The following is a 25,932-nucleotide window of genomic DNA, read 5'->3' on the forward strand; positions in this document are numbered from 1 at the left end:
TCGATGCCGGGCAGTGTAATTAGCGAGAAAATCGCTAATAATCAGCCTAAAGGCAAAATCATATTTCGGATAAATCGAAAGCCATGCTGGATCAACTGGCGTTGTTCCTTACCATCATCGAAAAGGGCAGCCTGTCGGCGGCGGGCCGTGAACGCGGGCTGTCACCGGCCACGGTGTCCGAGCGCCTGTCGGCGCTGGAGGCGCATTACGGGGTGACGCTGCTGACCCGCAGCACCCGCTCGCTCAGCCTGACCGAAGCCGGTCGCCTGCTGGCCGACGGCGCCCGGCGCCTGCTGGCAGAGGCCGAGGAGTTGCAGAGCCAGCTGCGGCACGGCCAGCAGAAGATCTCCGGGCTGGTGCGCCTGAGCGCGCCGGTGGACCTCGGCCAGCACTGCATCGTGCCTCTGCTCGACCGTTTCCTCGCCGAGCACCCCGACGTGTCGATCGACCTGGACCTGACCGACGGCTACGTCGACCTCGTAGGGCAGGGCATCGACCTCGCCATCCGCTACGGCGCATTGGCCGACAGCTCCCTGCATGCCCGAACGCTGGGCGACAACCGTCGGGTGGTGTGCGCCGCGCCCGGTTACCTGCGTCGGCACGGCACACCGTTGCACCCGGACGACCTGGCGCGGCACGACTGCATCGTCATGCGCTTCGGCATCCACACCGAGCGGGTCTGGCCGTTCCGTCTGGGCGCGGCGGCGTATCCGGTCAGCGTGCGCGGCCGGCGGGTTGCCAACAATGGCGAGCAGGTGCGGCGCTGGGCCCTGGCCGGGCATGGCCTGTGCCTGAAGTCGCTGCGCGATGTGCAGGATGACCTGGACGAAGGCAGGCTGGTGGAGGTGCTGGGTGACTTCAGCGCCGGGCCGGTGGCGCTGCAGATCGTCTATCCGCCGACCCGGGTGCAACCGAGGCGGGTGCGGGCGCTGATGGAGGCGATCGTGGCGCAGCTTGGTTGAACAGGCCGCTCCTACAGGGGATAGACAGTTGCCTGGCTGAACTATAGTGATGAGCGGCCAGTGCGTGACGACAAGGGACTTCGATGGCAGCAGCCAGGAAACAGACTGATGACGGCCTCTTCGCGGTGACCGGCGAGGGCCGCGCCGTGTCGTTGTTCCGCCTGGTGCTGGGATTCATGGCGGTGGTGATGCTGGCGTTCGTGCTGATCGAGGGCTGGCGGATCTGGCGCGATTACCGGCAGGCGTTCGGCGACGCCGAGAACGCGGTCACCAACCTGGCCCGAGCAACGGCCCAGCACGCCGAGGACGCCATCCGCCAGGTGGACGCGATCACCGCGGTCCTGGCCGAGCGCCTGGAAGGCGATGGCTTTGCCCATGTCGATCGACCGCGCCTGCACGCCCTGCTCAAGCAACAGGCGCAGATCATGCCGCAGTTGCACGGCCTGTTCGTCTATGGCGCCGATGGCAGCTGGATCGTCACCGACAAGGATGCCGTGCCGCCGGGGGCCAACAACGCCGACCGCGACTATTTCCTCTACCACCAGACCCATGCCGACCGCCAGGTGCGCATCGGCTCGGTGGTGCGCAGCCGTTCCACGGGCGACCTGATCATCCCCATCTCGCGGCGTCTGGACCTGCCCGATGGACGCTTCGCCGGGGTGCTGCTGGGCACCATCAAGGTCGACTGGTTCGTGCGTTACTACGGCGACTTCAAGATCGATGAGCGTGGCGCCCTGGTTCTGGCCAAGCGTGACGGCACCATCCTCGTGCGACGGCCCTTCGTCGAGCAGGTCATCGGCCGCAGCCTGGCGGGCAGCGAGATCTTCCGACACTACCTGCCCTACGCCAACGAAGGGGTGGCCGAGGCGGTGGCGGTGGTTGATGGCACGACGCGGTTGTATGCGTTCCGCGCGCTGTCCAGTTACCCGCTGGTGGTGCAGGCGGGCTTGTCCCTCGAGTCGATTGTCGGGCCCTGGCGGCGTGACATGATCAAGTCGTTGGCGGTGCTGGTTCTGCTGCTGGTCGGCCTGGCCGGCTTCGGCTGGATTGTCCTGCGCCAGTTGCGCGAGCGCATCGCCATCGAGCGCGCGCTGCACCAGGCCCACCAGACCCTCAAGGCGCTGGCCCTGAGCGACAGCCTGACCGGACTGGGCAACCGTCGACGGCTGGACGCGGTGTTCGAGCCGGAGATCCGCCGGGCGCGTCGCCAGGGCCGGCCGCTGGCCCTGGTCATGCTCGACCTGGATTACTTCAAGGCCTACAACGACCGCTACGGCCACCCGGTGGGCGACCAGTGCCTGCGGCGTTTCGCCGAGCTGCTGCGACAGGCGCTGAAACGCCCAGGGGATCTGGCGGTGCGTTATGGTGGCGAGGAGTTCACCCTGTTGTTGCCCGATACCGATGTCCAGGGTGCCAGCCAGATCGTCCAGGAGATCCTGCAGCTGTTGCGCCGGCTGGCCATCGAGCATGCCGGCAGCCCGTTGGGGCATGTCACGGCCAGTGCCGGTATCGCGGTGGGCGCGCCGACGCTGGAGACGGTGACCCCGGAGAACCTGATGGCGGCGGCGGATGCGGCGCTGTATGCAGCCAAGCGCCAGGGGCGGGATCGCTACTGCCTGGCGGGCAGTGTGGAGCAGCATCCGGCGCATTGAGGCCCCAGGAATCATTCAGCCATCACCAGCGTCGCGCGACCATGCCAGGATCAACCCTTAGGCGTTACTCCACCTCGACCACCACCCCATCACGGCCAAGCCGATAACGCTGCAGGTCCCGGGCCAGGGTCAGGTGCCCGTTGTAGTGCGCTTGTGCCTCCTCGCGCACTTCCTCGATGGAGCCGCCACGCCCGCCGCCGGATTGGTAGCGGGCGCTGAAATGCGTCAGCACCAGGTTCCTGACACCCGCCGTTTCGGCGAAGCGCGCCACCGCGGCGGCGGTGCTGTGGCCGAAGGTGGCCTGGGTACGTTCGACCACCGGCTGGGTGAAGGTGGCCTCATGCACCAGCACATCCACGTTCGCCGCCAGCGTGCTCAACAGCTCCGGGCGGTCGTTGTCGCCGCAGACGATAATCCGTTGCGCTGGGCGTGTCGGTTGCAGGTAAGTCTGCGGATCGAGCTGGCGCCCCTCGTGCTCGACAGTCCTGCCACGGGCCAGTTGCCCCCACATCGGCCCGGCGGGGATGCCGTCCGCCTGCAGGCGCTGGGTGTCCAGTCGCGGCTCGGGGTCACGTTCCTCGAACACGAAACCGTAGGACGGCACCCGATGCGACAGCTCGACCACGCCGATCTGCACATTGCCATGTTCCAGCCCGGTGAAGGTCTCGACCGGCTGCATCTGCAGCTCGAAGGGCAGGTAGGTATCGCTGACCGCCAGGCTCTGGCGCACCCAGGCCTGCAGGTCGGCCGGCAGCACCAGTTGCAACGGCTCCTTGCGCCCTGACATGCCAGCGCTGGCCAGCAGCCCCGGCAGGCCGAAGCAGTGGTCGCCGTGCACATGGGTGATGAGGATGGCGCGCAGGTCGCGCACCGACAGCGGGCTGTGCAGCAGCCGGTGCTGGGTGCCCTCGCCGCAATCGACCAGGTACCACCCCGTGCCGGATGCCTCGATGACCGCAGTCGCACTGACGTTGCGGGCCTTGGTGGGCACACCGGAAGAGGTGCCCAGAAACTGCAGGTCCATTGCCTGACTCCTTGGTTCGATGTTGTTGCGACCCCGCAGGGCGGGGCGCGCGGAGGCTAGCATGGCACTGTCGCAGGGGCCAGTACGCTCCCAACATCGAGCTTACGCGCTACCAGGCCGGACTAGTAGACACCGCCCTGGGCGCTGGTAGCGGCCCCTTCCTTGAACTTGCCTGCCAACGTCTGCAAGCCGCGCATCAGCACCGTGGTGTCGACCCCCACAGCGACGAACGCAGCCCCTAGCTCGATATACCGGCGCGCCAGCGCTTCGTCGGCGCTGAGGATCCCCGCCGCCTTGCCAGCACGGCCGATGCGTACGATGGCATCGTCGATGGCTGCCTGTACTTCGGGATGCCCCGGGTTGCCCCGGTGGCCCATGGCGGCGCTGAGGTCGGCGGGACCGATGAACACGCCATCGACACCTTCGACGGCGCAGATCGCGTCGAGGTTGGCCAGGCCTTCGCGGTTCTCCACCTGTACCAGCAGGCACATCTGTTCGTCAGCCTGGTCCAGGTAGCCGGGCAGGCTGTTCCAGCGCGACGCTCGTGCCAAAGCGCTGCCGACGCCGCGCACACCGTGGGGCGGGTAGCGCATCGCACGCACCAGCTGGCGTGCCTGCTCGGCGCTTTCGACCATGGGCACCAGCAGGGTCTGCGCGCCGATATCCAGCAATTGCTTGATCAGCGCGGTGTCGCCGATCACCGGGCGCACGATCGGCTGGGCCGGGTAGGGCGCCACCGCCTGCAACTGGCCGAGCAGGCCACGCAGGTCGTTGGGCGCGTGCTCACCGTCGAGCAGCAGCCAGTCGAAGCCGGCGTTGGCCGCCAGTTCCGCGCAGTACGGATCGGCCAGGCCGAGCCACAGGCCGATCTGCGCCTGGCCCGTGCGCAGGCGTTGCTTGAAGGTATTGATGGGCATGTCCATGGTGGGTCCTCAGACGAATCGGCAGGCGATCGAGCCAAGCTGGTCGTAGTCGACGTGGAAGGTGTCGCCGGGACGGGCGGCTACCGGGCGGGTGAACGAACCGCCGAGAATGATCTGGCCGGCCTCCAGCCCCACGTCGTACGGCGCCAGTTTGTTGGCCAGCCAGGCGACGCCCTTGGCCGGGTGGTTGAGCACCGCCGCCGACACGCCGGACTCCTCGATCACGCCGTTGCGGTACAGCACCGCCGGCACCTTGCGCAGGTCGACGTCGCCCGGGCGCACCGCGCGACCGCCGATGATCACGCCGGCGTTGGCGGCGTTGTCGGAGATGGTGTCGAACACCTTGCGGGTCACGCCGCTGAGCGGGTCGACCTGCTGGATGCGCGCATCGATGATCTCCAGGGCCGGAATCACCCATTCGGTGGCGTCGAGCACGTCGAACAGGTTCACGTTCGGCCCCTTGAGCGGCTTGCCGAGGATGAACGCCAGCTCCACCTCGACCCGGGGCACGATGAAGCGCTCGAAGGGAATGTCGCTGCCTTCGTCGAACAGCATGTCGTCGAGCAGCGCGCCGTAGTCCGGTTCGGTGATGTTCGAGGAGACCTGCATGGCCCTGGAGGTCAGGCCGATCTTGTGGCCGACCAGCTTGCGGCCGCCCTCGATCTTGCGTGCCACCCAGGCGCGCTGGATGGCGTAGGCGTCCTCGATGCTGATCGAGGGGTGTTCCAGGGAGAACTGGCCGACCTGTTCGCGGGTGCGCTCGGCCTGGTCTAGGCGGGCGGCGGCTTGCTGGATGATGCGGGCGTCGAGCATGGAGACCTCAGGGCTGACGGGTGAACAGGGGATGCAGGCTGCTGTGCTTGGCGTCGTACGCCTGCGCCTGGCTCTCATCGATCTGCAGGGTCACGCCGACCGGGCGACGTTCCAGCAGCGCGTCCAGTCGCTGGCGCAATACAGCCAGCAGTGCATCGCCGACCTGCCGGTGCACCGTGGCGCTGCGACCGCTGCCCATGCGCAGGTTGGCGTAGACGAAGCCGTAGTCGCCGCGGCCATCGGCGATCGCCGCATGGGCGGCCGGGTAGGCCAGCACGCGGGTGCCGCCGGTGGGGAACACCTGGCGATCATGTTCGTCGCGTTGGGCGAGCATGCAGTCGGCCAGGGCGCGGCACAGGCCGGGCATATCGGCGTCGGCTTCGATATCCGGGCTATAGAGCAGGACCAGATGGGGCATGGGGGCTCCTTACAGGCGGCTTGTGGAGGTGATCCCGACCGGGTTCGAGGCCTGGGCTGCGGGGATCGCGCTGCCGTCCTGCGGGGTGACCGGGAAGATCGCGTTGATCTGGCCGGTACCGGAAGAACCGAAGTACGGTGTCACCACCTCGGCCTTGCCGTCGTATCGCGACCAGCCGAGCGCACCGAGCAACATGGCGGTGTCGTGCATGAAGCCTTCGCCATGGCCCTTGACCGCGTACTCGGGCAGCATCGCGCAGAAGTCGGCCCAGTCGCCGTCCTGCCACATGCGCACCACGCGGTGGTCGAGGGTTTCCAGGAACGGGCTCCAGACCTTGGTGGCAAAGTCCGGGGCCTGGCCGTTCTGGGCAAAACGGTGTGACAGCGAGCCGCTGGCCAGGAACGCCACGGTACCGTCGTAGTGTTCCTCCACCGCCTTGCGCATGGCCCAGCCCAGGCGCGCGCTGTCGTTGAGGTAGTGCGAGGTGCACAGCGCCGAGACCGAGACCACCTTGAAATACTGGTCGGTGTTCATGTAGCGCATCGGCACCAGGGTGCCGTACTCAGGCGCCAGCGTGGTGGCGTCGTGGGCCATGGTCTCCACGCCCAGGCGGTTGCATTGCTCGGCGAGGATCCGCCCCAGTTCGGGGTTGCCGGGGAAGCCATAGTTCATGTTGGCGATGAAGTGCGGCAGTTCGTTGCTGGTGTACAGGCCTTCGAAGTGCGCGGCGCAGTTGATGTGGTAGTTGGCGTTGACCAGCCAGTGGGTGTCGAACACGACGATGGTGTCCACGCCCAGTTCGCGGCAGCGCCGGCCGATCTCGTGGTGCCCGTCGATGGCCGCCTGGCGAAAGCCCTGGCGCGGGCCGGGCAGTTCGGACAGGTACATCGAGGGCACATGGGTGATCTTGGCGGCGAGAGCGAGTTTGCCCATGGTATGTCTCCTGTTGAAGGTTGTTGTTCTTGGTGTCCATGGCGAGGGCTGCGCAGCAGCCCCGTTTTACACGCCCCAGCGCGGAATGTGATGGCTACCCATGGATATACACACGTTCTTGATCTCGGCGAAGACCTCGAAGCTGTATTGCCCACCCTCGCGCCCGGTGCCCGAGCCTTTCACCCCGCCGAACGGTTGGCGCAGGTCACGCACGTTCTGGCTGTTGATGAACACCATGCCCGCCTCGATACCGCGGGCCAGGCGGTGGGCCTTGCCGATATCCTGGGTCCAGATATACGACGCCAGGCCGTATTCGGTGTCGTTGGCCAGTTGCAGCGCCTCGGCCTCGTCCTTGAACGGGATCAGGCAGACCACCGGGCCAAAGATCTCTTCCTGGGCGATGCGCATCGAGTTGCTCACGTCGGCGAACACCGTCGGCTGGATGAACTGCCCCTTGGCCAGGTGCGCTGGCAGCCCGGCCGGACGCTCCAGGCCACCGGCCACCAGGCGTGCGCCTTCCTCGAGGCCGATGCGGATATAGCCGGTGACCTTGTCGTAGTGCTGCTGGGTGATCATCGAGCCAACCTGGGTCTTCGGATCGGTCGGGTCACCGACGATCAGGCGCCTGGCGCGGGCGGCGAACTCGGCGACGAACTGCGGGTACACGCTCTCCTGGATGAAGATGCGGCTGCCTGCGGTGCAGCGCTCGCCGTTGAGCGAGAAGATGGTGAACAGCGCGGCGTCCAGCGCCCGGGCGAGGTCGGCATCCTCGAAGACCAGTACCGGCGACTTGCCGCCCAATTCCATGGAGTACTTCTTGAGGCCCGCCGTCTGCATGATCTTGCGGCCGGTGGCGGTGCCGCCGGTGAACGAGATGGCGCGCACGTCCGGGTGCCGCACCAGGGCATCGCCGGCGGTGGCGCCGTAGCCCTGGATGACGTTGAGCACGCCATTGGGGATGCCGGCCTCGACCGCCAGGCGTCCCAGCTCATTGGCGGTCAGCGGCGACAGTTCGCTCATCTTCAGCACCGCGGTGTTGCCCAGGGCCAGGCACGGCGCGGTCTTCCAGGTGGCGGTCATGAACGGCACGTTCCAGGGCGACACCAGCCCGCACACGCCCACCGGCTGGTACAGGGTGTAGTTGAGCATCTGGTCGTCCACCGGGTAGGTGTGCCCGTCCATGCGCGTGCACACCTCGGCGAAGAAGTCGAAGTTGTGCGATGCGCGGGGAATCAGCACGTTGCGCGTCTGGTGGATCGGCAGGCCGGTGTCCAGGGTCTCCAGTTCGGCCAGCTGCGGTACGTTCTGCTCGATCAGCTCGCCGAGGCGGCGCATCAGGCGGGCGCGTTCCTTGGCCGGGGTGTTGGCCCATTTCGGGAAGGCCTCTTTTGCCGCAGCCACGGCCTGGGCGACTTCCTCGGCGCCGCCGCTGGCGACTTCGCCGATGGCCTCGCCGGTGGCCGGGTTGTAGTTGATGAAGGTTTCGCGACTCTCGACCTCGCGGCCGTTGATCCAGTGCTTGATCATGCTGTTGCCTCGTGTGCTTTGTGGGCGAAGAACTCGGCTTCGCTGACGATTCGGTTGACCAGGCGGCCGACCCCTTGCACCTCCACCACCACTTCGTCGCCGGGGACCACGTCGGCCAGGCCTTCCGGGGTGCCGGTGGCGATCATGTCGCCGGGCTGCAGGGTCATGAAGCTGGAGAAGTATTCGATCAAATAGGGGATGTCGAAGATCATGTCGGCGGTGCTGCCTTGCTGTTTCAGCTCGCCGTTGATCCAGGTGCGCAGCGTCAGGTTCGACGGATCCGGCACATCGGCGACGTCGACGATCCACGGGCCTACCGGGGTGGTGGCGTCGCGATTCTTCACCCGCAGGTTGGGGCGGTAGTAGTTTTCCAGGTAGTCACGGATGGCGTAGTCGTTGCACACGGTGTAGCCGGCCAGGTAGTCGAGGGCGTCCTCGCGCCTGACGTTGCGCGCCGGCTTGCCGATCACCGCCACCAGCTCGCACTCGTAGTGCATGTACTTGACGTTGTCCGGGCGCCAGGTCACCTGCTCGTGCCCGGTGTAGGTGCCCGGCGACTTGATGAACGCCAGCGGTTCGGTGGGCGGGGTGAAGGCCAGCTCGGCGGCGTGGTCGGCATAGTTCAGGCCCAGGGCGAACATGTTGCCGGTGGCCGGTGGCAGCCAGGTGACCTGGTCGGCCTGGACCAGGCGACCATCGGCCAGGCGCAGTTGCTGGTCGTCCTCGACGGTGACCTGATGGACCTGGCCGTCGAACTGGATACGGGCGTGCTTCATGGGGCGAGTCCTTGTTCGGCGACGATGGGGTTGGTCAGCTGGCCAAGGCCGTCGATCTCGACCGTCACCCGGTCGCCGGGCAGCACATCGACGCGACCTTCGGGGGTGCCGGTGATCAGCACGTCGCCGGCATGCAGGGTCATGAACTCGCTGATCTCGGCGATCAGCCGGGCCACGCCGCGCACGCAATTGGCGGTGCTGTTGTGCTGGCGCAACTGGCCGTTGACCCACAGGCGGATGCCCAGCGCGTCGGGGTTGTCGACCTGCGCGGCCGGCACCAGCTGCGGGCCGATGGCGCAGAAGCCGTCGCGGCACTTGGCCTTGACCGCCGGGCGGTAGTAGCTGTCCTCGGGCAGGCTGAACTCGTTGACGATGGTGTAGCCGGCCACATGCGCGAGGGCGTCGTCGATGCTGACGCGGCTGGCGTCCTTGCCGATCACCACGCCCAGCGCGGGGCCGGGTTGCAGTCGCTCGACTGCCGAGGGGTAGGTTACCGGCTGGGCATGCCCGTTGCGGGTGTTCGGGGTCTTGATGAACAGCACCGGCTTGACCGGCGGCTGCCGGTACGGCGCTTCATGGAAGGATGCCAGATGCTGCTGCAGCAGGCCCTGGTAGTTCAGGGCAACGCCGAACAAGCTGCCGTTGGCGACCTCGTGCAAGGCACGGCTCATGCTTTTCTCCTGCGCTTCATGGTGTTTTTGTTAATGTGTTAACTTTATATTTAATATGTTAACGATCGTCAAGGCGTCCACCGCCGGCCGGTGGTGCTAGGATGGTTTCCCCGGCGCGTTTCACCGCTGCGAGAACAACAATGAAAGAACGACAGCCGATCCCCAACATCAACATCGGTCAGGTCTATGACCAGCGCTACAGCGACAGCGAGGTGCACTACGACCGCCTGGGCAACCTGGCCGGTTTTTTCGGCCGCAACATGCCGGTGCACCGCCATGACCGCTTCTTCCAGGTGCACTACGTCAAGAGCGGCAGCGTGCGGGTGTACCTGGACGAGCAGCGCTACCACGAGTCCGGGCCGATGTTCTTTCTTACCCCGCCGACCATTCCCCATGCCTTCGTCACCGAGGCCGACGCCGACGGCCATGTGCTGACCGTGCGCCAGCAACTGGTCTGGCAACTGCTGCAGGCCGAGCCCGGGCTGGCGTTGGGACCGCGGCTGCAACCGGCCTGCGTTGCCCTGGGGCACTTGCAGGGCACGGCGGCCGGCGAGGTACGGCGCCTGGAGCAGCTGTTCGACCTGCTTGGCGACGAAATCGGCCATGGCCAGGCCGGGCAGGGCACCGCCGTGCAGGACCTGGCGCGGCTGGTGATGATCAGCCTGCTGCGCCTGGGCGCCAATTCGCTGGAGGCAACGCCCGCGCGGCACGAGGACTTGCAGTTGTTCCATCGCTTCAACGAGCTGATCGAGCGCCACTACCTCGACCACTGGACGCTGCCGGCCTATGCGGCGGCGCTGGGGGTGACCGAGGCGCGCCTGAACGATGTGTGCCGGCGCATGGCCGACCTGCCGTCCAAGCGCCTGGTGTTCGAACGGCTGATGCAGGAGGCGCGGCGGTTGCTGCTGTACACCGGCGGTTCGGCCAACGAGATCTGCTACCGGCTGGGGTTCAAGGATCCGGCGTATTTCAGCCGCTTCTTCCAGCGCCATGCGCAGATGACGCCGGGGGAATACCGCCAGCGCCAGGCGGGATTGCGTTGACATGAGGCGATCAGCTCCGCGCTGCAGGCTTCACCTGATCGTGCAACGAAGGCGCTGCCTGGAAAATGCGCGTTTGCCGGGAGCGCTGGTACTTTTCACTGGGGCTGGACAGCACGGGTGAAAATGGTTTTCACTTTATTAATATCTTAATAAATCCAGCCGCTTATCCTGATGACCAATCCAAGACCTTCCCTGACGTTGACCCTGTTGCAGGCCCGCGAAGCGACCATGGCGTTCTTCCGCCCGGCCCTCAATGCCCACGACCTGACCGAGCAGCAGTGGCGGGTGATCCGCATCCTGCGCCAGCAGGGCGAGCTGGAAAGCCACCAGTTGGCGGATCAGGCCTGCATCCTCAAACCGAGCATGAGCGGCGTGCTCAAGCGCCTGGAGCGTGACGGCCTGGTGGGCCGGCGCAAGTCGCCGGAGGACCAGCGGCGGATCTTCATCAGCCTGACCGTGCGCGGCCAGCAGGCGTTCCTGGCCATGAGCGAGGAGATGGAGCGCAATTACCAGGAGATCCAGCGCCAGTTCGGCGAGGACAAGTTGGAGAAGTTGATGGAGTTGTTGAACGAGCTCAAGAAGGTCAGGCCCTGATGCCGCGAGCGCTGACCTCCGCCATCGCGGGGCCCTTGAATCGTGTACAGGGTCCCCCTACAGACCGGCAAGATACAGCGAATCATCGAGAATCTTCAGCAACGAAGCCGCCCGCCGTGCATACACCGCCGGGTTCGCGTACAGCAGCTCCACATGCAGGCTGTCGATGATCCCCAGGTACGCGTCGCCATACAGCTCCAGCTTGTTGCCATCGCTGCGGGCCCAGGCGTGGCGCTCGCGCAGGGCCTGGCAGAAGCCCAGGCGGATCTGCTCCAGGTAGGCCTCGAAGCCGCCGGTGACAACCGAGCGGATCGGCGCCGGCGGCAGGAACGCCGTGCGCAGCACGAAGCGCAGGTTGGCCGAGGCGGCGTAGCGCTCGGCCAGGTGCAGCGGGTGCCAGTGCCCCGGCGCCTCGCGGCCCGCCGCCTCGTGGCCGAACCCCGCCTCGACGTAGGCGGTTTCGTCCGCCAGCGCCCGTTCGAAGGCGCGCACGAACAACGCATCCTTGTTGGCGAAATGGGCATAAAGCGATGCCTTGCGCATGCCCGCCAAGGCGGCGATCTCGCTCAATGACGAGCCGTCGTAGCCATGTTCGGCGAAATGCACGACGGCATGGTCGCAGATACGCGCGGCGGAAGGGGTCAGGGCTTTCAAGGCGGTCACTCCGGGTTGACGCTAGGGCAGGGCGAGGCGCTGATTGTCTTTGCCACGGCGGCGCGGGTCAAACCGACGATGACCAGGGCAGCGGCCGCCAGCAGCCAGGCCCAGGCCAGCGGCCCCAGGGTTGCCAGGTGGCCGGCCAACGGTGTGGCACTGGACGAGATCACCAGTTGCAGGGCACCGAGCAGGGCTGCGGTGGAGCCGACGTCACGTTGCTGCGACGACATCGCCAGGGCCATCAAGGTGGCCTCGCAAATGCCCAGGCCGAACAGCGCCGGCACGACGCCCGCCAGCAGCAGCGCCAGGCCCGTGCCGCTCAGCCCGGCAAGTACCGCCAGCAGCGCGCCGCCGCCCATGCACAGCGCGCCCCACCAGGCCACGCGAGCCACGCCGTGGCGCGTCACCCAGTAGCCGGACAGCGCCGCGCCGAGCAGGATGGCAACGCCGCAGGCCCCGAACAGCAGGCCGAAGTGGGCGCTGGAAAGGCCGAAATGCTGCTGGTACACGTAGGCGGAGCCGGCGATGTAGGCGAACAGGAAGAAGAACACCGCCGACAACGCCAGGGCCGGGCGCAGGAACGCGCCGTCGGCGGCGATGCGCGCATAGGTGCGCCATGCGCGGGCCGGCGCCAGGCGTACCCGCTGCCCCGCCGGCAAGGTCTCGCCGAGCGTCAGCATCGAGTTGAGCAAGGTCAGCAGGCCCAGACCGGCCAGCACCAGCATGATCGCCCGCCAACCATAGGCCGTGTCGATCACCCCGCCCAACGCCGGGGCGAGGATCGGCGCCAGGCCTTCGATGGTCATCAGCAGGGCGAAGATCTGCGCCGCCCGCGCACCGTCGGCGCTGTCGCGGACCATGCTCATGATCACCACCAGCGTCAGCGCGCTGGCCAGGCCCTGGACCAGGCGTGCGATCAGCAGCAGGTCCAACGAAGACGCGGCGGCCGCGCCGAGGGAGGCCAGGCTGAACACCACCAACCCCGCGAGCAGCGGGCGACGACGGCCCAGGGCATCGACCACGGGGCCGAACAGCAACTGGCCGGCACCCATCGCCAGCAGGAACACGGTCAGGGTCAGCTGCACCTGGGTATAGCCGGTGGCGAAGTCGCGGGCCATTTCCGGCAGGCTGGCCAGGTACATGTCGATGGCCGAAGGGCCGAGGGCGCCGATCAGGGCGAGGGAGGCGGCGAAGCGCAGGCTGGAAGCAGGCATGACTGGAAAATCCGTTGACGAAAACAAACCTACCGGCCGGTAGGTTGTGTGGATTATGCCAGAGTGCCTGAAGGGGTCAACCCTGCCCGCGTCCGCTTGCGTCCCAGATACAGGGCAGCGGCATGTTTAGCGCCACCGGTCCGATCCCGCCGGAATAATCCGAATCCCGCCTTATCTCCGTACTCCCAATCCTGTACGGCATGCAGCCGTGCATCCCTTAGCCACACGAGGTTTTGCAACCATGGCCAACAAAGACAGCAACATGACCGGTCGCCAGGACAGCAACAAGACCGGCAGCCAGGGTGGATCGAAGAACCCGGGCAACTTCGCCAACGACCGCGAGAAGGCCTCCGAAGCCGGCCGCAAGGGCGGTCAGAGCAGTGGCGGCGACCACCGTCAGACCGAGTCCGGCCGCAAGGGTGGCCGCACGTAAGTGAGGGCACGCGGTGCCGGGCTTGCCTGGCACCGCGCATACCCCACCCAGGAGGCACCATGCGTATCGCCCCTTTTATCTGCCTGATCGGCAGCCTCAGCCTGCTGAGCGGTTGTTTCGATCGTGACAACGACCATCCGGCCAAGGACGCCGACCCGAGCAAGCCCTCGCTGCAGATGCAGCAACCCGATACACCCACGACCAACCCGTCCCCTGAGACCAGACCGCAGAATCCATGAGCGAGGTACCGGGCATGGTGGCGATGACTGAGTGTGTGACTGACAAGGCGACCGATGGACTTGAGCATCGCTATCGGGCCCTGCTCAAGGGCGCTGATCCGGCAGGCGAGGCCTGGCTGCAGCAGCAGCTGCGCCAAGTGCGTACGCTTGCGGACGATCTGCCGGATGATCCCGGGCGATTGCTGGAATGGTCAGCCGCCCATGCCCAGCGGGTCGCCAGTGAACACACGGCTTATCTTGAACAACGGCGCCAGGGGGCCGCGCGCCGCTACTTCGCCAACCGGGCCCATGCGTTGTGGTTCCTGCAACAGGTCGCGCCGACCAAGGCGGTCGACGGCGCATGGTTGCACGGCGCCCTGTGCCATTGGCGGGACCCGCGTTTTCACGGGTTGATCCGCACCTATCTCGAAGAACTGGGTGACGGCGATCCGCGCTGCAACCATGTGTTGATCTACCAGCGGTTGCTCAGTCGTCTCGGCTGCCTGCAAGGCGCGCCGCTACCTTCCGCACGTTACCTGCAAGGCGCGCTGCAACTGGCCTTGGGGCAGCACTGTGATCGTTTTCTACCTGAAGTGATCGGTTACAACCTGGGGTACGAGCAGCCACCGTTGCACCTGCTGATCACTACCCATGAGCTGGCAGAACTGGGCATCGACGCCCATTACTTCCAGCTGCATGTGACCATCGACAACGCCGCCAGCGGTCACGCGCGGCGCTCCCTGGAGAGCTTCATCGACCTGTCCCGGGATCAGGGACCGGCGTTCTACGAGCGCGTCAGACATGGCTATCGGCTCAATGACCTGGGCGTCGACACGCCGTCGTTGATCGCTTCGTTCGACCTGCAGGCCGAGTTGCTCGATGCCCTGGAACGTAAGCGCGTTTATGGACAGTGCATGCATTCGGACCGCTGTCGCCTGCAGGGGCGCACCATCAACCAGTGGCTCGCCGAGCCCGGTGCGATGCCCGGGTTCCTGGATGCACTGCAAGCCCAGGGGTGGATCAAGCGCGATAGCGACCCCCGGCAGAGTCGATTCTGGTCGCTGATCGATGGTCCGGTGGCGGCCATGTTCGGCGTGTTCGATGCCTATGAAAAGCAGCTCTGGCACGACTGGATCGCCGGCAGCTGGCAGGGAGCCGGTGTGCGTCGGGTGCCGCCGGGTCAGTGGGAGCAGGCCTTGCAACTGGAGGAGGAGGCGCCGGGCGTAACGCAGGTGGCCGATATCGCCGCGCTGATCGAAGCGATGGCCGGCAATCGCCACTCCACACCTCAGGGCCTGCGCGCGACCCGTGCGTTCATCCAGGCCACCGGTTTGACGCAGGGAGGGCCGAACTGATGCTGCTCGACCAGGACCAGACCTGTGCCGACGAGGCCCTGCTGCAACTGGGGCGGCGTCTGCGTGCCGACGGCTACCGTTTTACTTGCGTGACCCCGGCGACCCAGGCCAGGGTCAATGCCCGCGCCGAAGCGCGCCAGGCTCGCACCCTGCGCGATGTGTTTGGCTGGAGCCGACCGTTCGCCGCGTCGCTGCTCAGCGCTGACGAACTGCAACACCTGCATACTGCCGGCGTGCTCGAACCACAAGGAACGCTGTGGCGCAGCAGGGTGCGCTGGTCGAGCCTGGACGACCTGCTGCTGGTGCATTCCGCCTGGCCGACCGACAGCCGCGATGCGGTGTTCTTCGGCCCCGACAGTTACCGGTTCGCCCAGGTGATCCAGGATCACCTGCGGCACAGCCCCCAGCGCGTGCAGCATGCCGTCGACATTGGCTGCGGCAGTGGCGTCGGCGCGTTGCTGATCGCCCGCGCCGCACAGCATGCGCAGGTCAGCGCGGTGGACATCAACCCCATGGCCCTGCGCCACACCGCCATCAATGCGGCCCTGGCCGGCGTGGCCAACGTCTCGGTAGAGCCCAGTGACCTGCTCGACGGTATCGTCGGCACGTTCGACCTGATCGTCGCCAATCCGCCCTACATGCTCGACGCCGCCCAGCGCGCTTACCGCCACGGTGGGGGCACGTTGGGCGCCGAACTGTCCCTGCGCATTGTCGAGCAGGCCCGTGAGCGACTGTCGATCGGCGGCACGTTGCTGCTGTACACCGGTGTCGCGATCGTCGAGGGGCGCGACGCGCTGCTCGAGGCCGTACGCCTGCGCCTGGCCGGACCTGCGTTCGGCTGGTCCTATCGGGAGCTGGACCCGGATGTGTTCGGCGAGCAGTTGCTCGAGCCTGGTTACGAGCAGGTCGAGCGCATCGCCGCCGTTGCCCTGACTGTCACCCGCCGGGGCTGATGCAGCATGGCGCGGCCTTGCACGTTCGGCATCGAGGAAGAATACCTGCTGGTCGACCTGGCCACGGGGCGTGTCTTGGCCGCGCCATCCCCGGCCGTGGGCCGTTGTTGCCGCGATGCGCTGGGGCCCTGGTTCGCCGAGGAAATGTTCCGCAGCCAGGTGGAGGTCGCCTCGCCGGTGTTCGATACGCTGCATCAGGCCCGTGTTTTTTTCACCGAGCAGCGCCAGCGCCTGAGCCAGGCACTGGCGGGCGAGGGGGCCGGCCTCTACGGCGCGGGGAGCCACCCGAGTGCACAGTGGTTGCGCCAGCGTCCCCGGGATACCCCGCACTACCGTCAACTGTTCGACGACTACCAGTTGGTGGCCCGGCGCAGCCTCTTGAACGGCTTGCACGTGCATGTCGGTGTGCCGGCCGGCGTCGATCGCATGCAGGTGATCAATCGGGTGTTGTACTGGCTGCCGCTGCTGTTGGCGCTCAGCACTTCGTCTGCGTACTGGGGCGGCCAGGATACGGGCTACATGAGCTACCGACGCGTGGTGTGCGGGGAGTGGCCGCACATGGGGCTGCCCGAACCGCTGCCGGACTGGAGCGCCTACGAGCGCTACCGGGCGCTGCTGCAACGCACCGGCAGCCTGGCCGAGGACGGCGACTTCTGGTGGGCGATCAGGCCTTCGCGGCGGTTTCCGACCGTCGAACTGCGAATCTGCGATGGCTGCCCCCGGTTGGACGATGCCTTGGCCGTCGCCGGGCTGTTTCGCCATCTTGTCGAGCATGCACTGGGGCGCAGTGACGCTGTCGCCAGCCGCGAGATGCGCTGGGTCACCCAGGAAAACTATTGGCGTGCCCTGCGTCAGGGCCGCCTGGGCATCTTCATCGGCGTGCACGAGCAACAGCCGGTGAGCGCCGAAGGCTGGCTGACGCAACTGCAGTTGCAATGCCCGGCCGACACCGCCGATGCCGAACGCGCCTTCATCCACGCCCGGCGCATCCTGCGCGACGGCACCAGTGCCGATCACCAGCGCGAAACCTATGCGCTGGCCCGTGAACAAGGTCTGGATGACCGGCAGGCGATGCGCAAGGTGGTGAAGCAGGTGATGGATCACCAGCTGTCGGTGCTCGGGACTCATTGAGTAAACCATTCGCTGGTCGCCTGCCTCGAAAGCTGTGTGCCCCGCATTTCGACAACATGCAGCCAACACAGAAGGAGCCCCACCCATGCCCGGCAAGCCCCATGACCAATTCACCCTGCAAAATCCCCTGACCCAATACCCCCATCCGCCCTTTGCGGCCCAGGGCCAAGCCGCCCCTGGCCTGGATGCCCACATGCAACCCAAGCCCGACCACGGTGAAACCACCTATAAAGGCTTCGGCCGCCTGGTCGGTCGTCGTGCCCTGATCACCGGCGCCGATTCGGGAATCGGGCGCGCCGTGGCCATCGCCTTCGCCCGCGAGGGCGCCGACATCGTCCTCAACTACCTGCCCACGGAAGAGCGTGACGCCCGTGAAGTGGTCCAGCTGATCGAGGCCGAAGGGCGCAAGGCCGTGGCGCTTCCTGGCGATCTGAAGGACCCGCGCTTCTGCAGCCAGTTGGTGGACCAGGCCCACGAACAGCTCGGCGGCCTGGACATCCTGGTCAACGTCGCCGGCAAGCAAGTGGCGCGCAAGGACATTGGCCAGATCACCCACGAGCAGTTCGATCACACCCTCAAGACCAACGTCTACGCGTTGTTCTGGTTGTGCCAGGCTGCCGTGCCGCTGATGCCGGCCGGGGCGACGATCATCAACACTGCCTCGATCCAGTCCTACCAGCCATCGGCGACGCTGCTCGACTACGCCACCACCAAGGCGGCGATCGTTGCCTTCACCAAGGCGCTGGCCAAGCAGGTGATCGAGCGCGGCATCCGCGTCAACGCAGTGGCGCCGGGCCCGATCTGGACCGTGTTGCAGCCCAGCGGCGGCCAACCGCCGGAGAAGATTCCCGACTTCGGCGGGCACACACCGATGAAACGTCCCGGCCAACCTGCCGAATGCGCGCCGCTGTATGTGCTGCTGGCCAGCCAGGAGTCGAGCTATATCACCGGGGAGGTGTTCGGCGTCACGGGGGGTAATCCACTGCCGTAGGGCAAAGTCGAATAAACCTTGGCCGCGCCGCGCAGTCAGTTCTTTTAAGAGCCCCTATTCATGCGGGCCAGGGAGGTGGCTGATGAAACTCGTCTGCCTGCTGCGTGGCTGCCAATGGCGCAGTCTGTTGGTCCGTGAAATCGCCGGGCTCCAGTGCCAGTGCTGCGAGCGCTGCGGCGCGTTGCGCTACAGCCAGCCCGGTCAACCGTTCGACGTGTAGGAGCCGACCATGGCCCGGGCAATCTGGAAAGGCGCGATCAGCTTTGGCCTCGTGCACATCCCTGTCTCGCTGAACACTGCCGTGCGCAGCGAGCGGGTGGATTTCGACTGGCTCGACAAGCGCAGTATGGAGCCGGTGGGTTACAAACGGGTGAACAAGGTCACCGGCAAGGAGATCGACAAGGAACACATCGTCAAGGGCGTGGAGTACGAGAAGGGCCGCTACGTGGTGATCAGCGAGGAAGAGATTCGCAAGGCCCGGCCCGAGGCGACCCAGACCATCGATATCTTCTCGTTCGTCGATGCGGGGGAAATCCCCCTGCAACAGTTCGACACGCCTTATTACCTGAGCCCTGACCGACGTGGCGGCAAAGTCTACGCCTTGCTGCGCGAGACCCTGGAAAGCACCGGCAAGGTCGCCCTGGCCACCGTCGTGCTGCATACCCGCCAGCATCTGGCGCTGCTGCGCCCGCTGGAAGACGCGCTGGTGATGATTACCCTGCGCTGGCCCGAGGAGGTGCGCGGCCTGGAGTCGCTGGAACTGGACAAGAGCGTGACCGACAGCAAGCTGGACAAGCGCGAACTGGAGATGGCCAGGAAGTTGGTACAAGACATGAGTGGGCCATGGACACCCGACGAGTACCATGATGCCTTTCGCCAGACCATCCTCGACCTGGTGCAAGAGAAGGCCAGCAAGGGCAAGATCGAGACCGTGGACGAAGGCAAGGGCGCGCCAGCGGAGAAGGGCGCGGACATCATCGACCTCACCGAGCTGCTCAAGCGCAGCCTGGGTGGCAAGACCAAGGCGAAGAAACCGGCGGCCAAGCGACCGCGCAAAGCATCATAGCGCGGTTGCGCAGAGGTTACGGTAGTTGCCCCTCCAGCCCATTCAGGTAGTCGCCGAAGCCCTGGCGGGCGCGGCTGTCCCGGCGACTGCTGGTGGCCACGCTGTGCGCCGCCGTCCAGACAATCTGCGCGCCACTGGCCTCGAGGGCCAGCACCAGTTGCACATCTTCGTGGGCCGGCAATGGCTGGAATCCGCCGACGCGCTCATAGGCCTTGGCGCAGACGCCCAGGTTGGCGCCGTGAATATGCCGATGGCCGTCCCGGGCCTGGTAACGGCTGCGGTACAACTGGCGCAGGGCGGCGCCGTGCCACGATTGCCAGCGCTCGATGTGCACCGTGCCGCAGACCGCGTCGGCATGCCATTGCAGTTGCGACACCAGCCAGTGCACGGGTACGCGGCTGTCGGCGTCGGTGAAGGCCAGCCACTGCGCCCCGCGCTCGATCATCCACGCCGCGCCCAAGCGTCGGGCAATGCCGACGTTGCCAGCCTGTAGGTCCAGGGTGTGCACGCCATGACGGCGAGCGATGCGCGCGCTGGCATCGACGCAGCGATCGAGGACCACCAGCACCTCGACCACCAGGCCCGCCGCCTCGGCCCGCGCTACCGCCAGCTTGACGGCGGCGAGGCAGTGCCCGAGGCGGCGGGCCTCGTTGTGGGCCGGAATGATGACGGCGATCATGGGCAGGTCTCGTTCAGGTCCACGGCGCTGGGCTGGCACGACCAGTACTCGAGCAGGAAATCCGCCTCCTCGTGGCGCAGCAGCGGGTACAGTGGCAGGTGTCGGGCCAGCAGGGCATGGACCTCGCCACCCTCCTGCGGGCAAGCGGCAATGGGATGGCGCCAGTGGCAGGCGAGCAGGCCGCCGTCATGGCTCAGGCTGGCCACCGATTGCTCGATCACCTGCAGCCACTCGGTGGGTGCCAGGTAGTAGCCGATCTCGCTGAGCACAATCAGGTCGAACTGTCCGCCCGGCCAGTCCCCCGGCAGGTGGCCCTGTTCGACGCGGGCATGGCTCGCGCCCGCCAGCCGCTGGCGGGCCAGGGCCACGGCGGTGGGGTCGATGTCCTGGCACAGCAGCTCGGCGCAGCGCTCGGACAGCAGGATGCTCAGTTCACCGTTGGCGCAGGCCGGCTCGAACACGCGCTCGTAGTATTGGCGGGGCAGGCTGGCCAGGGCCAGGTCGCGCTTGCGCCGTTCATACCAGCGGGTACGAAAGGCCCATGGGTCGTCGTTGTCGGCATACAGGTCGGCAAAATACTGCGCGTCGAGGCTCATGGCGACTCCATTGACAGGAAGACCAGTTCGAAGGGCTGCAGCAGGCAGGCCTGCAGGTGTTCGGGCAGTACCGGCGGATGGTCGCCATCGGGCTGCAACTGGCTGGCATGGGCGGCCAGGGCTTCGCGTTTGCGCGCCAGACGCGCCTCGTCGAGCGACAGGCGATGTGCCCGCGGCCACGGCAGCCTCGGATCGTCGGGTGCGGCCCAGTGCCAGGCCCAGACCGGCACCTCGGCCAGCTGCGCGCGACACGATTGCGCCGCCCTGGCGCAGGCGCGGCCGGCCGCTTCATGATCGCAGTGCCCATCACCCCGCCAGGTGGTCAGCAGCAGGTCGTCGGGCTGCAGCAATTGCTCCAGGTGCGCGACCAGGAACGCCTCATCGCGGGGCAGGGCGCCGTCCTTGAGGTTGAGCCGTTGCCAATCGACGCGGTTGAGGTCCAGCTCCAGCTTTTGCAGGGCATGGCGGCTCTCCAAAGGGCGCTGATGGCGCAGGCGGTGCTCGGTCCATTGGCTGGAGTGAGGATGGCTGGCCTCGCCGTTGGTGGCGGAAATCAGTACCAGGTCCTGTTCCCGGCCGTGGAAGCTGGCCAACAGACCGCCGGCCATGAGGATCTCGTCGTCCGGATGCGGCGCCAGCAGCACCAGGCGCCTGCCGGGCGGGCACAGTCGGTCGGGCGTCAGCCAGGTGGCGCGGGCCAGGTACGCAGACTGTTGCCAGGCGCTCCAAGGCGTGCCGTGAGCGGCCTGGATCAGATTCTGGCTCATAGTTCCCATGCTCCTTCAGGCATATCATCGGTCAGTTGCCGCCCCAGCTCGGCCAGGTCGCGTTCAGCGTGACTTTGTCGCAGGTATACCGGCAGGTCGGCGCTGAGCCGGGCGAAATGGCTGTTGCGACAGAACGGCGTTGCGCCCAATGCCCGGCCGACATGCTGGATGACCAACTCGACCGCCTGCTCGACCTGGGCGCGGGTGCGGCGTACCTCGTAACTGGCATCGTCGCCTGGGTGGCGGTCGATCCAGGCGGCGCATTCTCGCAGGGCGGCGCGGGCTCCGAACAAGGCCGCATCGACGGCGCCCAGGTGGGCGTCGGCGTGTGGGTCGGGCCGGGGTTTGCGGCAGTGTTCGCGCAGGTAGTCCGCCAAGGCTGCGGCCGCGCCGTACCAGCAGGCGGCGATGCCCGCGCCCCCGTGCCAGAAGCCTGGGCGGGACAGGTACTGGCCGGGCTCGCCGATGGCCAGCCCGGGCGAGTCGTCGAACCTGATGGCGACACTGGCGGTGGCGGCCATGCCAACGGCCTGCCAGTGGTCGGCCTGGATACGCTGGCTCGGGTGACCAAGCTCGCTGGCCACCAGTTGAGGCTGTTCGTCCTGCCAGGCGGTCAGCAGCGCACGGTCGATCTGCAACGCTCCCGAACACCAGGACTTGCGGCCTTGCAGGCGAACCTGCTCGCCGTTCCGTTCGACGATGTGGGTGCGGGCATCCGGCGGCTCGGCAGCCCACACGCCCCAGATCCCTTCGCCGGCATGATGGGCAGCGCCGCATTCGGCAAGGATCGCCAGGGCGTCGGTATGGCCCTCGTAGAGTTTGGCCAGGCTGAGATCGCAAGCAGCGACCCGCGCCAGGGCCCGCCAGCGCTCCAGGGTCCGCCCCTGGCCGGGCAAGGGAAGCAGGTCGAGGTGTTCGCGCTGCAGAGCCCGCAGCAGTTCCGGCAGCAAGGGTTCGAGTTCGAGGGGCTGCGCACGGGCAGAGAGCCGGTGTAGCAGTTGATCGAAGTGGGTCGGTTCCATCAGGCGATCCCCAATTGCTTGCGCATGCGCAAGGTGATCGACTGGCGGGTTTTGGCCATGTCGGCCCACGGATCGTCCACCTCGGCAAGCCGGGCCTGCAGGTTGCCGATGTTCCATTGGTTCGCGCCTTTGAGTTGGGCCAGTTCCTCGCGCCAGATCGGCACGGACACCGGCAGGCCCTCGCGGGCGCGCAGCGAATAGGCGGCGACGGTGGTGGCGCCCTTGCCATTGCGCAGGTAGTCGATGAAGATCCGCCCGACCCGGTTCTTCGGCCCGGACACGGCGCTGAGGCGATCAGGGAACAGGCCGGCCATGTGCTCGACCAAGGCATGGCTGAAGTCCTTCACTTCGTCCCAGCCGGCGCGCCGGGTCAACGGCACGACGAGGTGCATGCCCTTGCCGCCGCTGGTCTTGAGGAACACCTTCAGCCCCAGCTCATCGAGCAGGGTGAGGGTCAGTTGGGTGGCCTCGAGCATGGCTTTCCAGGGCAGTGCGGGATCAGGGTCGAGGTCGAGCACGAAGCGGTCGGGCTTGTCGAAGTCCTTGTTAGTGGCATTCCAGGTGTGCAATTCGAGCGTGTTCATCTGCACCGCGCCCAGCAGGCTGTCGGCGCGGTTGATCACCATGGCCGCCTGGCCGGCCTGGGCCTTGCTGTAGCTGAGCACGTGGGGAATGTGCAGGTGGCCGGCGTTCTTCTGGAAGAACAGCTCGCCGCCCAGGCCATCCGGTGCCCGGACCAGGGCGACAGGCCGATCCTTGAGCTGCGGCAGCAGCCGGTCGGCGACCTGGGCGTAGTACTGTGCGACCTGGCGCTTGGTGGCCCCGGTGGTCGCGTCGACCACGCGCTCGGGGTGGGTCAGGCGCAGGTTGCCCAGGCCCTCGGGTCGTGTCTGTGCTGCGCGCTTGGCGGGCATCGCTCGCTCCAGGTCGATGGCGGTGGCGGGTTTGTCGTCGCGCAGACCGTGGAACACCGAATGGCGCACGATGCCTTCGCGGGTCATCTGGGCGTAGGCGACTTCCGCCAGCAGTTGCGGCTTGAGCCAATGCACGCCGCGGGCTTCGGCTCCGGTGGGGGGGCTGGCCAAGGGCGGCTTGGCGGTCTGCAGCGGTTTCAGGCGGGCGAGGATGCTGTCCAGGGTGGCGGCGCTGAAGCCGGTGCCGACCTTGCCGGCGTAGCGCAGCTGGCCGCTGTCGTGGTCGTGCAGGGCCAGCAGCAGGGCGCCGAAACCATGGCGGCTGCCCTTTGGGTCGGTATAGCCGACGATCACGAATTCCTGGCGCTGCTTGCACTTGAGCTTGATCCAGTCGCTGCTGCGCCGACCGACGTAGGGGCTGTCGGCACGTTTGCCGATCAGCCCCTCGAGTTCCAGCCGGCAGGCGCTGTCGAGTAGCGAATCGATCGGCTCCTTGAAATCGGCGGAGTACCTGAGCAGCGGCGAGGCGTTGTCATCCAGCAGCTTGGCCAGGGTGTTGCGACGCTCCTGTAGCGGCAGTTCGCGCAGGTCCTCGTCGCCCAGCCAGGGCAGGTCGAACAGGTAATAGGTGATGTGTTCGTCGTGCTCGGTGTCGAAGGCGTTCTGCAAGGCCTGGAAATCGGCCACGCCGTTGTCGTCGACCACCACCATCTCGCCGTCCAGCCATGCGGCATCGAGCCCCAGCGCCCTGAGCGCCTCGACCTGGCGGGGCATCTTCGTACTCCAGTCGTGGCCATTGCGGGTGAACAGGCGTATGTCGTCACCGTCGATGCGCGCCAGGATCCGGTAGCCGTCGAATTTGACTTCGTAACGCCAGTCGCCGCTGGGCGGGGAGTCGACCAACGTGGCCAGCTGTGGCGTAAGAAGCGCCGGCAGGGACTTGTGACCTGCCTTGCGCTTGCGCGTGGAAGCGGTTGGGCGCCGTGGTGGCAGGGTGCGGTCGCTCAGCACGCTGTCCGGCAGGGCTTCGACGATGCGGTAGTCGGTTTCGCTGCGTGCCTGTCCGTCATGGGACTTGACCAGCATCCACTGCTCTTTCTTGCCGGCCAGGTGGGTGCGGAACAGGTTCCAGATTCCAGATAGTTTTTCGCCCTGCAGGCGAAAGCGCAGCTTGCCCTTGGCATAGGCTTCATGCGGATCGCCCTCGGGCTCCCAGACACCCCGGTCCCAGACGATCACATCACCGGCGCCGTAATGGCCTTCGGGGATGTGCCCTTCGAAGTTGGCATAGTCCAGCGGGTGATCCTCCACGTGCACCGCCAGGCGCCGAACCTTGGGGTCGAGCGAGGGGCCCTTGGGGATCGCCCAGCTCTTGAGGGTGCCGTCGAGTTCCAGGCGCAAGTCGTAGTGCAGGTGGCTGGCATCATGTTTCTGGATGCAGTACTGCAGCGCGTGGGCCGAGCGTGGCTTGGCGCGCTTGCCAGCCGGCTCGGGCGTGGCGTTGAAGTCGCGCTTGCGCTGGTATTCCTGCAGGGGCTTGGCCATGGCGGGCTCCGGGAGGGTTCGCGGGTCTCAAGATTGGGAGGTGGCGGCGCGGCGTGGAGTTCAAAAAAAGCGTGGGGCGGTGCTTTGTGAAGAAACTCTGAATCATTGCTTCGTGGGGGCAGTCGACCCTGTGAAGCCCACTGATGGAGAACGTTCATGCCTAGACCCGATGACCCAAGACCGCAGGTGGAGATCGACGACACCGAGGACCGCATGGGCAGTGTCCACGAGCTGGATTTCAGCGAGCGCCGCGATGAACGCCACGGGCGTGTCGGCGACGAGCGTCCGGCCCGCGAAATCGCCGAGGATTACCCGCCCCGACGTGTCGCCGAAAGCGGCATGACCGGTGGCGAGACCCTGAGCGACAGCCTGCACGAGGACAATGTCACCCTCGACGATTTGAGCCCGGATACGCTGTTTGATGAAACCGGCGCTCGCGACCCGCATGAGCCTGGCACAGGCGGCGGGCCTGCCGACCAGGACCTGCGCCAGGTGGACGCCCATGAGATCGGTGGCGGCATCGGCCTGGACGAGGCCGAACTTGCCCGCTCGGCGCCGTTGGACGGCGAGCCGTGGACCGATGAGGTGGTGCCTGATGACGACAGGAGAGAGCCGTGATGAATGAGCAACGCTGTTCCTGCAACCACTGTTCCTGCACCGTGGATGCCAATGCCGTGGTCCAGGATGGCAAGGCCTATTGCTGCGAAGCCTGCGCGACGGGACATCGCAATGGGGAGCCTTGTCGCATGGCGGACTGCAAATGTGGAGAGATAACCCAGCCGAAGGAGAGCAATGTCGATAACGCTTTGGATGAAACATTCCCGGCGAGTGATCCTATATCGCCATAAGGTTCTTTCATTCTCGACGGCTGTTTCGTTAGAATCTCCGATGAAGGGAAGTTATTATATCAACATGCGCACCATTCAATAGCAGCTCTTTTGATCTTGATCTTGATCTTGATCTTGATCTTGATCTTGATCTTGATCTTGATCTTGATCTTGATCTTGCTGTTGCTTCTAAGTGCACAATAGTTCAGGCGCCGCCAATTGCGACTT

The 25,932-nt window shown here is 66.4% G+C and carries 29 protein-coding genes; 14 read left to right on the top strand and 15 right to left on the bottom strand.

The genetic code is table 11. The features are described from left to right. The first annotated feature begins 83 nt into the window (after positions 1 to 83). Together ACVWZ5_RS21360 and ACVWZ5_RS21365 are read left to right on the top strand one after the other, a co-directional pair. Positions 84 to 962 carry a LysR family transcriptional regulator gene (locus ACVWZ5_RS21360; RefSeq protein ID WP_062574139.1) on the top strand — a complete coding sequence of 293 codons (879 nt, stop codon included), beginning with the start codon at positions 84 to 86 and terminating at the stop codon, positions 960 to 962. Between the two features lie 83 nt (positions 963 to 1,045). Beyond that, a complete protein-coding gene (locus ACVWZ5_RS21365; protein WP_062574138.1) occupies positions 1,046 to 2,614 on the top strand; it encodes a sensor domain-containing diguanylate cyclase in 1,569 nt (522 codons plus the stop codon). Positions 2,615 to 2,678: 64 nt separating this feature from the next. On the opposite strand, the gene ACVWZ5_RS21370 is transcribed toward ACVWZ5_RS21365, so the two are convergent. From ACVWZ5_RS21370 to ACVWZ5_RS21405, 8 genes are all read right to left on the bottom strand, one after another. After that, entirely contained in the window at positions 2,679 to 3,638 is a 960-nt protein-coding gene (locus ACVWZ5_RS21370) for a ribonuclease Z (protein ID WP_260271857.1), read from the bottom strand. Between the two features lie 122 nt (positions 3,639 to 3,760). Then, positions 3,761 to 4,561, bottom strand: coding sequence for a 4-hydroxy-2-oxoheptanedioate aldolase (hpaI, locus tag ACVWZ5_RS21375; protein WP_062574136.1), 801 nt, complete (start codon positions 4,559 to 4,561; stop codon positions 3,761 to 3,763). Between the two features lie 9 nt (positions 4,562 to 4,570). Further along, on the bottom strand, positions 4,571 to 5,374 hold the full coding sequence (hpaH, locus tag ACVWZ5_RS21380) for a 2-oxo-hept-4-ene-1,7-dioate hydratase (protein WP_325927357.1): 804 nt from the start codon (positions 5,372 to 5,374) through the stop codon (positions 4,571 to 4,573). A 7-nt stretch (positions 5,375 to 5,381) separates the two neighbouring features. After that, positions 5,382 to 5,792, bottom strand: coding sequence for a 5-carboxymethyl-2-hydroxymuconate Delta-isomerase (locus tag ACVWZ5_RS21385; protein WP_062574134.1), 411 nt, complete (start codon positions 5,790 to 5,792; stop codon positions 5,382 to 5,384). Positions 5,793 to 5,801: 9 nt separating this feature from the next. After that, complete coding sequence (hpaD, locus tag ACVWZ5_RS21390) at positions 5,802 to 6,725, bottom strand: 3,4-dihydroxyphenylacetate 2,3-dioxygenase (RefSeq protein WP_325927358.1); 924 nt, start codon at positions 6,723 to 6,725, stop codon at positions 5,802 to 5,804. Between the two features lie 66 nt (positions 6,726 to 6,791). Continuing rightward, positions 6,792 to 8,252 (bottom strand): 5-carboxymethyl-2-hydroxymuconate semialdehyde dehydrogenase, encoded by a 1,461-nt coding sequence (hpaE, locus tag ACVWZ5_RS21395; protein WP_062574132.1) that lies wholly within the window; start codon positions 8,250 to 8,252, stop codon positions 6,792 to 6,794. Next, positions 8,249 to 9,028: a fumarylacetoacetate hydrolase family protein gene (locus ACVWZ5_RS21400; RefSeq protein WP_028688924.1), complete on the bottom strand. Its 780-nt coding sequence runs from the start codon at positions 9,026 to 9,028 to the stop codon at positions 8,249 to 8,251. Before ACVWZ5_RS21400 ends, hpaE begins: the two co-directional genes overlap by 4 nt. Continuing rightward, positions 9,025 to 9,699 (bottom strand): fumarylacetoacetate hydrolase family protein, encoded by a 675-nt coding sequence (locus tag ACVWZ5_RS21405; RefSeq protein ID WP_084942688.1) that lies wholly within the window; start codon positions 9,697 to 9,699, stop codon positions 9,025 to 9,027. The genes ACVWZ5_RS21400 and ACVWZ5_RS21405 overlap by 4 nt, the downstream gene beginning before the upstream one ends. A 140-nt stretch (positions 9,700 to 9,839) precedes the next feature. On the opposite strand from ACVWZ5_RS21405, the gene hpaA reads away from it, so the two are divergent. Together hpaA and hpaR are read left to right on the top strand one after the other, a co-directional pair. Further along, on the top strand, positions 9,840 to 10,742 hold the full coding sequence (hpaA, locus tag ACVWZ5_RS21410; protein ID WP_062574130.1) for a 4-hydroxyphenylacetate catabolism regulatory protein HpaA: 903 nt from the start codon (positions 9,840 to 9,842) through the stop codon (positions 10,740 to 10,742). A gap of 171 nt (positions 10,743 to 10,913) precedes the next feature. Then, positions 10,914 to 11,336: a homoprotocatechuate degradation operon regulator HpaR gene (gene hpaR, locus ACVWZ5_RS21415; protein ID WP_062574129.1), complete on the top strand. Its 423-nt coding sequence runs from the start codon at positions 10,914 to 10,916 to the stop codon at positions 11,334 to 11,336. A gap of 57 nt (positions 11,337 to 11,393) precedes the next feature. On the opposite strand, the gene ACVWZ5_RS21420 is transcribed toward hpaR, so the two are convergent. Together ACVWZ5_RS21420 and ACVWZ5_RS21425 are read right to left on the bottom strand one after the other, a co-directional pair. Then, a complete protein-coding gene (locus ACVWZ5_RS21420) occupies positions 11,394 to 11,990 on the bottom strand; it encodes a TetR/AcrR family transcriptional regulator (protein WP_457340832.1) in 597 nt (198 codons plus the stop codon). 5 nt (positions 11,991 to 11,995) lie between these two features. After that, positions 11,996 to 13,207 carry a multidrug effflux MFS transporter gene (locus tag ACVWZ5_RS21425; protein ID WP_457340833.1) on the bottom strand — a complete coding sequence of 404 codons (1,212 nt, stop codon included), beginning with the start codon at positions 13,205 to 13,207 and terminating at the stop codon, positions 11,996 to 11,998. 241 nt (positions 13,208 to 13,448) lie between these two features. Here ACVWZ5_RS21425 and ACVWZ5_RS21430 point away from each other — a divergent pair, with 241 nt between their 5' ends. From ACVWZ5_RS21430 to ku, 8 genes are all read left to right on the top strand, one after another. After that, positions 13,449 to 13,640, top strand: a complete 192-nt coding sequence (locus tag ACVWZ5_RS21430) for a con-10 family general stress protein (protein ID WP_028688918.1) — start codon at positions 13,449 to 13,451, stop codon at positions 13,638 to 13,640. Between the two features lie 59 nt (positions 13,641 to 13,699). After that, entirely contained in the window at positions 13,700 to 13,879 is a 180-nt protein-coding gene (locus ACVWZ5_RS21435) for a hypothetical protein (protein ID WP_084942696.1), read from the top strand. 14 nt (positions 13,880 to 13,893) lie between these two features. Next, entirely contained in the window at positions 13,894 to 15,213 is a 1,320-nt protein-coding gene (locus ACVWZ5_RS21440; protein WP_280071457.1) for an iron-containing redox enzyme family protein, read from the top strand. Beyond that, positions 15,213 to 16,166: a methyltransferase gene (locus ACVWZ5_RS21445; RefSeq protein WP_084942699.1), complete on the top strand. Its 954-nt coding sequence runs from the start codon at positions 15,213 to 15,215 to the stop codon at positions 16,164 to 16,166. The genes ACVWZ5_RS21440 and ACVWZ5_RS21445 overlap by 1 nt, the downstream gene beginning before the upstream one ends. Positions 16,167 to 16,172: 6 nt before the next feature. Further along, a complete protein-coding gene (locus ACVWZ5_RS21450; RefSeq protein WP_280071454.1) occupies positions 16,173 to 17,297 on the top strand; it encodes a carboxylate-amine ligase in 1,125 nt (374 codons plus the stop codon). An 85-nt stretch (positions 17,298 to 17,382) separates the two neighbouring features. Continuing rightward, entirely contained in the window at positions 17,383 to 18,288 is a 906-nt protein-coding gene (locus ACVWZ5_RS21455; RefSeq protein ID WP_062574125.1) for an SDR family oxidoreductase, read from the top strand. Between the two features lie 82 nt (positions 18,289 to 18,370). Beyond that, positions 18,371 to 18,508, top strand: a complete 138-nt coding sequence (locus tag ACVWZ5_RS21460) for a PSPA7_2676 family Cys-rich small protein (RefSeq protein ID WP_172402428.1) — start codon at positions 18,371 to 18,373, stop codon at positions 18,506 to 18,508. A 9-nt stretch (positions 18,509 to 18,517) separates the two neighbouring features. Then, complete coding sequence (gene ku, locus ACVWZ5_RS21465) at positions 18,518 to 19,354, top strand: non-homologous end joining protein Ku (protein WP_084942707.1); 837 nt, start codon at positions 18,518 to 18,520, stop codon at positions 19,352 to 19,354. Between the two features lie 16 nt (positions 19,355 to 19,370). Here ku and ACVWZ5_RS21470 read toward each other — a convergent pair whose 3' ends face one another. The 5 genes from ACVWZ5_RS21470 to ligD are packed head-to-tail and all read right to left on the bottom strand — an operon-like array spanning position 19,371 to position 24,877. Continuing rightward, positions 19,371 to 20,033 carry a glycosyltransferase gene (locus ACVWZ5_RS21470; RefSeq protein WP_062574119.1) on the bottom strand — a complete coding sequence of 221 codons (663 nt, stop codon included), beginning with the start codon at positions 20,031 to 20,033 and terminating at the stop codon, positions 19,371 to 19,373. After that, positions 20,030 to 20,629, bottom strand: a complete 600-nt coding sequence (locus ACVWZ5_RS21475) for a class I SAM-dependent methyltransferase (RefSeq protein ID WP_457340834.1) — start codon at positions 20,627 to 20,629, stop codon at positions 20,030 to 20,032. The genes ACVWZ5_RS21470 and ACVWZ5_RS21475 overlap by 4 nt, the downstream gene beginning before the upstream one ends. Continuing rightward, positions 20,626 to 21,396: a PIG-L deacetylase family protein gene (locus ACVWZ5_RS21480; RefSeq protein ID WP_062574117.1), complete on the bottom strand. Its 771-nt coding sequence runs from the start codon at positions 21,394 to 21,396 to the stop codon at positions 20,626 to 20,628. Before ACVWZ5_RS21480 ends, ACVWZ5_RS21475 begins: the two co-directional genes overlap by 4 nt. Further along, positions 21,393 to 22,418, bottom strand: coding sequence for an acyl-CoA dehydrogenase (locus ACVWZ5_RS21485; RefSeq protein WP_457340835.1), 1,026 nt, complete (start codon positions 22,416 to 22,418; stop codon positions 21,393 to 21,395). The genes ACVWZ5_RS21480 and ACVWZ5_RS21485 overlap by 4 nt, the downstream gene beginning before the upstream one ends. Then, complete coding sequence (gene ligD / locus ACVWZ5_RS21490; RefSeq protein ID WP_457340836.1) at positions 22,418 to 24,877, bottom strand: DNA ligase D; 2,460 nt, start codon at positions 24,875 to 24,877, stop codon at positions 22,418 to 22,420. Before ligD ends, ACVWZ5_RS21485 begins: the two co-directional genes overlap by 1 nt. A 156-nt stretch (positions 24,878 to 25,033) precedes the next feature. Here ligD and ACVWZ5_RS21495 point away from each other — a divergent pair, with 156 nt between their 5' ends. Together ACVWZ5_RS21495 and ACVWZ5_RS21500 are read left to right on the top strand one after the other, a co-directional pair. Further along, a complete protein-coding gene (locus tag ACVWZ5_RS21495) occupies positions 25,034 to 25,495 on the top strand; it encodes a phosphotransferase system, HPr-related protein (protein WP_457340837.1) in 462 nt (153 codons plus the stop codon). Then, entirely contained in the window at positions 25,495 to 25,725 is a 231-nt protein-coding gene (locus ACVWZ5_RS21500; protein ID WP_084942718.1) for a metallothionein, read from the top strand. The genes ACVWZ5_RS21495 and ACVWZ5_RS21500 overlap by 1 nt, the downstream gene beginning before the upstream one ends. Positions 25,726 to 25,932 lie beyond the last annotated feature (207 nt).

This window comes from Pseudomonas sp. TE6283 (genome assembly GCF_054060555.1).

Excerpts from the sequence above, each read along its gene's own strand:
- ACVWZ5_RS21365 (WP_062574138.1), top strand. The coding sequence starts at position 1,046 with ATGGCAGCAGCCAGGAAACAGACTGATGACGGCCTCTTCGCGGTGACC.
- hpaI (WP_062574136.1), bottom strand. The coding sequence starts at position 4,561 with ATGGACATGCCCATCAATACCTTCAAGCAACGCCTGCGCACGGGCCAG.
- ACVWZ5_RS21485 (WP_457340835.1), bottom strand. The coding sequence starts at position 22,418 with ATGGAACCGACCCACTTCGATCAACTGCTACACCGGCTCTCTGCCCGT.
- ACVWZ5_RS21495 (WP_457340837.1), top strand. The coding sequence starts at position 25,034 with ATGCCTAGACCCGATGACCCAAGACCGCAGGTGGAGATCGACGACACC.
- hpaH (WP_325927357.1), bottom strand. The coding sequence starts at position 5,374 with ATGCTCGACGCCCGCATCATCCAGCAAGCCGCCGCCCGCCTAGACCAG.
- ACVWZ5_RS21425 (WP_457340833.1), bottom strand. The coding sequence starts at position 13,207 with ATGCCTGCTTCCAGCCTGCGCTTCGCCGCCTCCCTCGCCCTGATCGGC.
- ACVWZ5_RS21500 (WP_084942718.1), top strand. The coding sequence starts at position 25,495 with ATGAATGAGCAACGCTGTTCCTGCAACCACTGTTCCTGCACCGTGGAT.
- ACVWZ5_RS21435 (WP_084942696.1), top strand. The coding sequence starts at position 13,700 with ATGCGTATCGCCCCTTTTATCTGCCTGATCGGCAGCCTCAGCCTGCTG.
- ku (WP_084942707.1), top strand. The coding sequence starts at position 18,518 with ATGGCCCGGGCAATCTGGAAAGGCGCGATCAGCTTTGGCCTCGTGCAC.
- ACVWZ5_RS21360 (WP_062574139.1), top strand. The coding sequence starts at position 84 with ATGCTGGATCAACTGGCGTTGTTCCTTACCATCATCGAAAAGGGCAGC.
- hpaD (WP_325927358.1), bottom strand. The coding sequence starts at position 6,725 with ATGGGCAAACTCGCTCTCGCCGCCAAGATCACCCATGTGCCCTCGATG.
- hpaR (WP_062574129.1), top strand. The coding sequence starts at position 10,914 with ATGACCAATCCAAGACCTTCCCTGACGTTGACCCTGTTGCAGGCCCGC.
- ACVWZ5_RS21460 (WP_172402428.1), top strand. The coding sequence starts at position 18,371 with ATGAAACTCGTCTGCCTGCTGCGTGGCTGCCAATGGCGCAGTCTGTTG.
- ACVWZ5_RS21470 (WP_062574119.1), bottom strand. The coding sequence starts at position 20,033 with ATGATCGCCGTCATCATTCCGGCCCACAACGAGGCCCGCCGCCTCGGG.
- ACVWZ5_RS21430 (WP_028688918.1), top strand. The coding sequence starts at position 13,449 with ATGGCCAACAAAGACAGCAACATGACCGGTCGCCAGGACAGCAACAAG.
- ACVWZ5_RS21450 (WP_280071454.1), top strand. The coding sequence starts at position 16,173 with ATGGCGCGGCCTTGCACGTTCGGCATCGAGGAAGAATACCTGCTGGTC.
- ACVWZ5_RS21455 (WP_062574125.1), top strand. The coding sequence starts at position 17,383 with ATGCCCGGCAAGCCCCATGACCAATTCACCCTGCAAAATCCCCTGACC.
- ACVWZ5_RS21445 (WP_084942699.1), top strand. The coding sequence starts at position 15,213 with ATGCTGCTCGACCAGGACCAGACCTGTGCCGACGAGGCCCTGCTGCAA.
- ACVWZ5_RS21405 (WP_084942688.1), bottom strand. The coding sequence starts at position 9,699 with ATGAGCCGTGCCTTGCACGAGGTCGCCAACGGCAGCTTGTTCGGCGTT.
- ACVWZ5_RS21475 (WP_457340834.1), bottom strand. The coding sequence starts at position 20,629 with ATGAGCCTCGACGCGCAGTATTTTGCCGACCTGTATGCCGACAACGAC.
- ACVWZ5_RS21440 (WP_280071457.1), top strand. The coding sequence starts at position 13,894 with ATGGTGGCGATGACTGAGTGTGTGACTGACAAGGCGACCGATGGACTT.
- ACVWZ5_RS21480 (WP_062574117.1), bottom strand. The coding sequence starts at position 21,396 with ATGAGCCAGAATCTGATCCAGGCCGCTCACGGCACGCCTTGGAGCGCC.
- hpaE (WP_062574132.1), bottom strand. The coding sequence starts at position 8,252 with ATGATCAAGCACTGGATCAACGGCCGCGAGGTCGAGAGTCGCGAAACC.
- ACVWZ5_RS21385 (WP_062574134.1), bottom strand. The coding sequence starts at position 5,792 with ATGCCCCATCTGGTCCTGCTCTATAGCCCGGATATCGAAGCCGACGCC.
- ACVWZ5_RS21370 (WP_260271857.1), bottom strand. The coding sequence starts at position 3,638 with ATGGACCTGCAGTTTCTGGGCACCTCTTCCGGTGTGCCCACCAAGGCC.
- ligD (WP_457340836.1), bottom strand. The coding sequence starts at position 24,877 with ATGGCCAAGCCCCTGCAGGAATACCAGCGCAAGCGCGACTTCAACGCC.
- ACVWZ5_RS21400 (WP_028688924.1), bottom strand. The coding sequence starts at position 9,028 with ATGAAGCACGCCCGTATCCAGTTCGACGGCCAGGTCCATCAGGTCACC.
- hpaA (WP_062574130.1), top strand. The coding sequence starts at position 9,840 with ATGAAAGAACGACAGCCGATCCCCAACATCAACATCGGTCAGGTCTAT.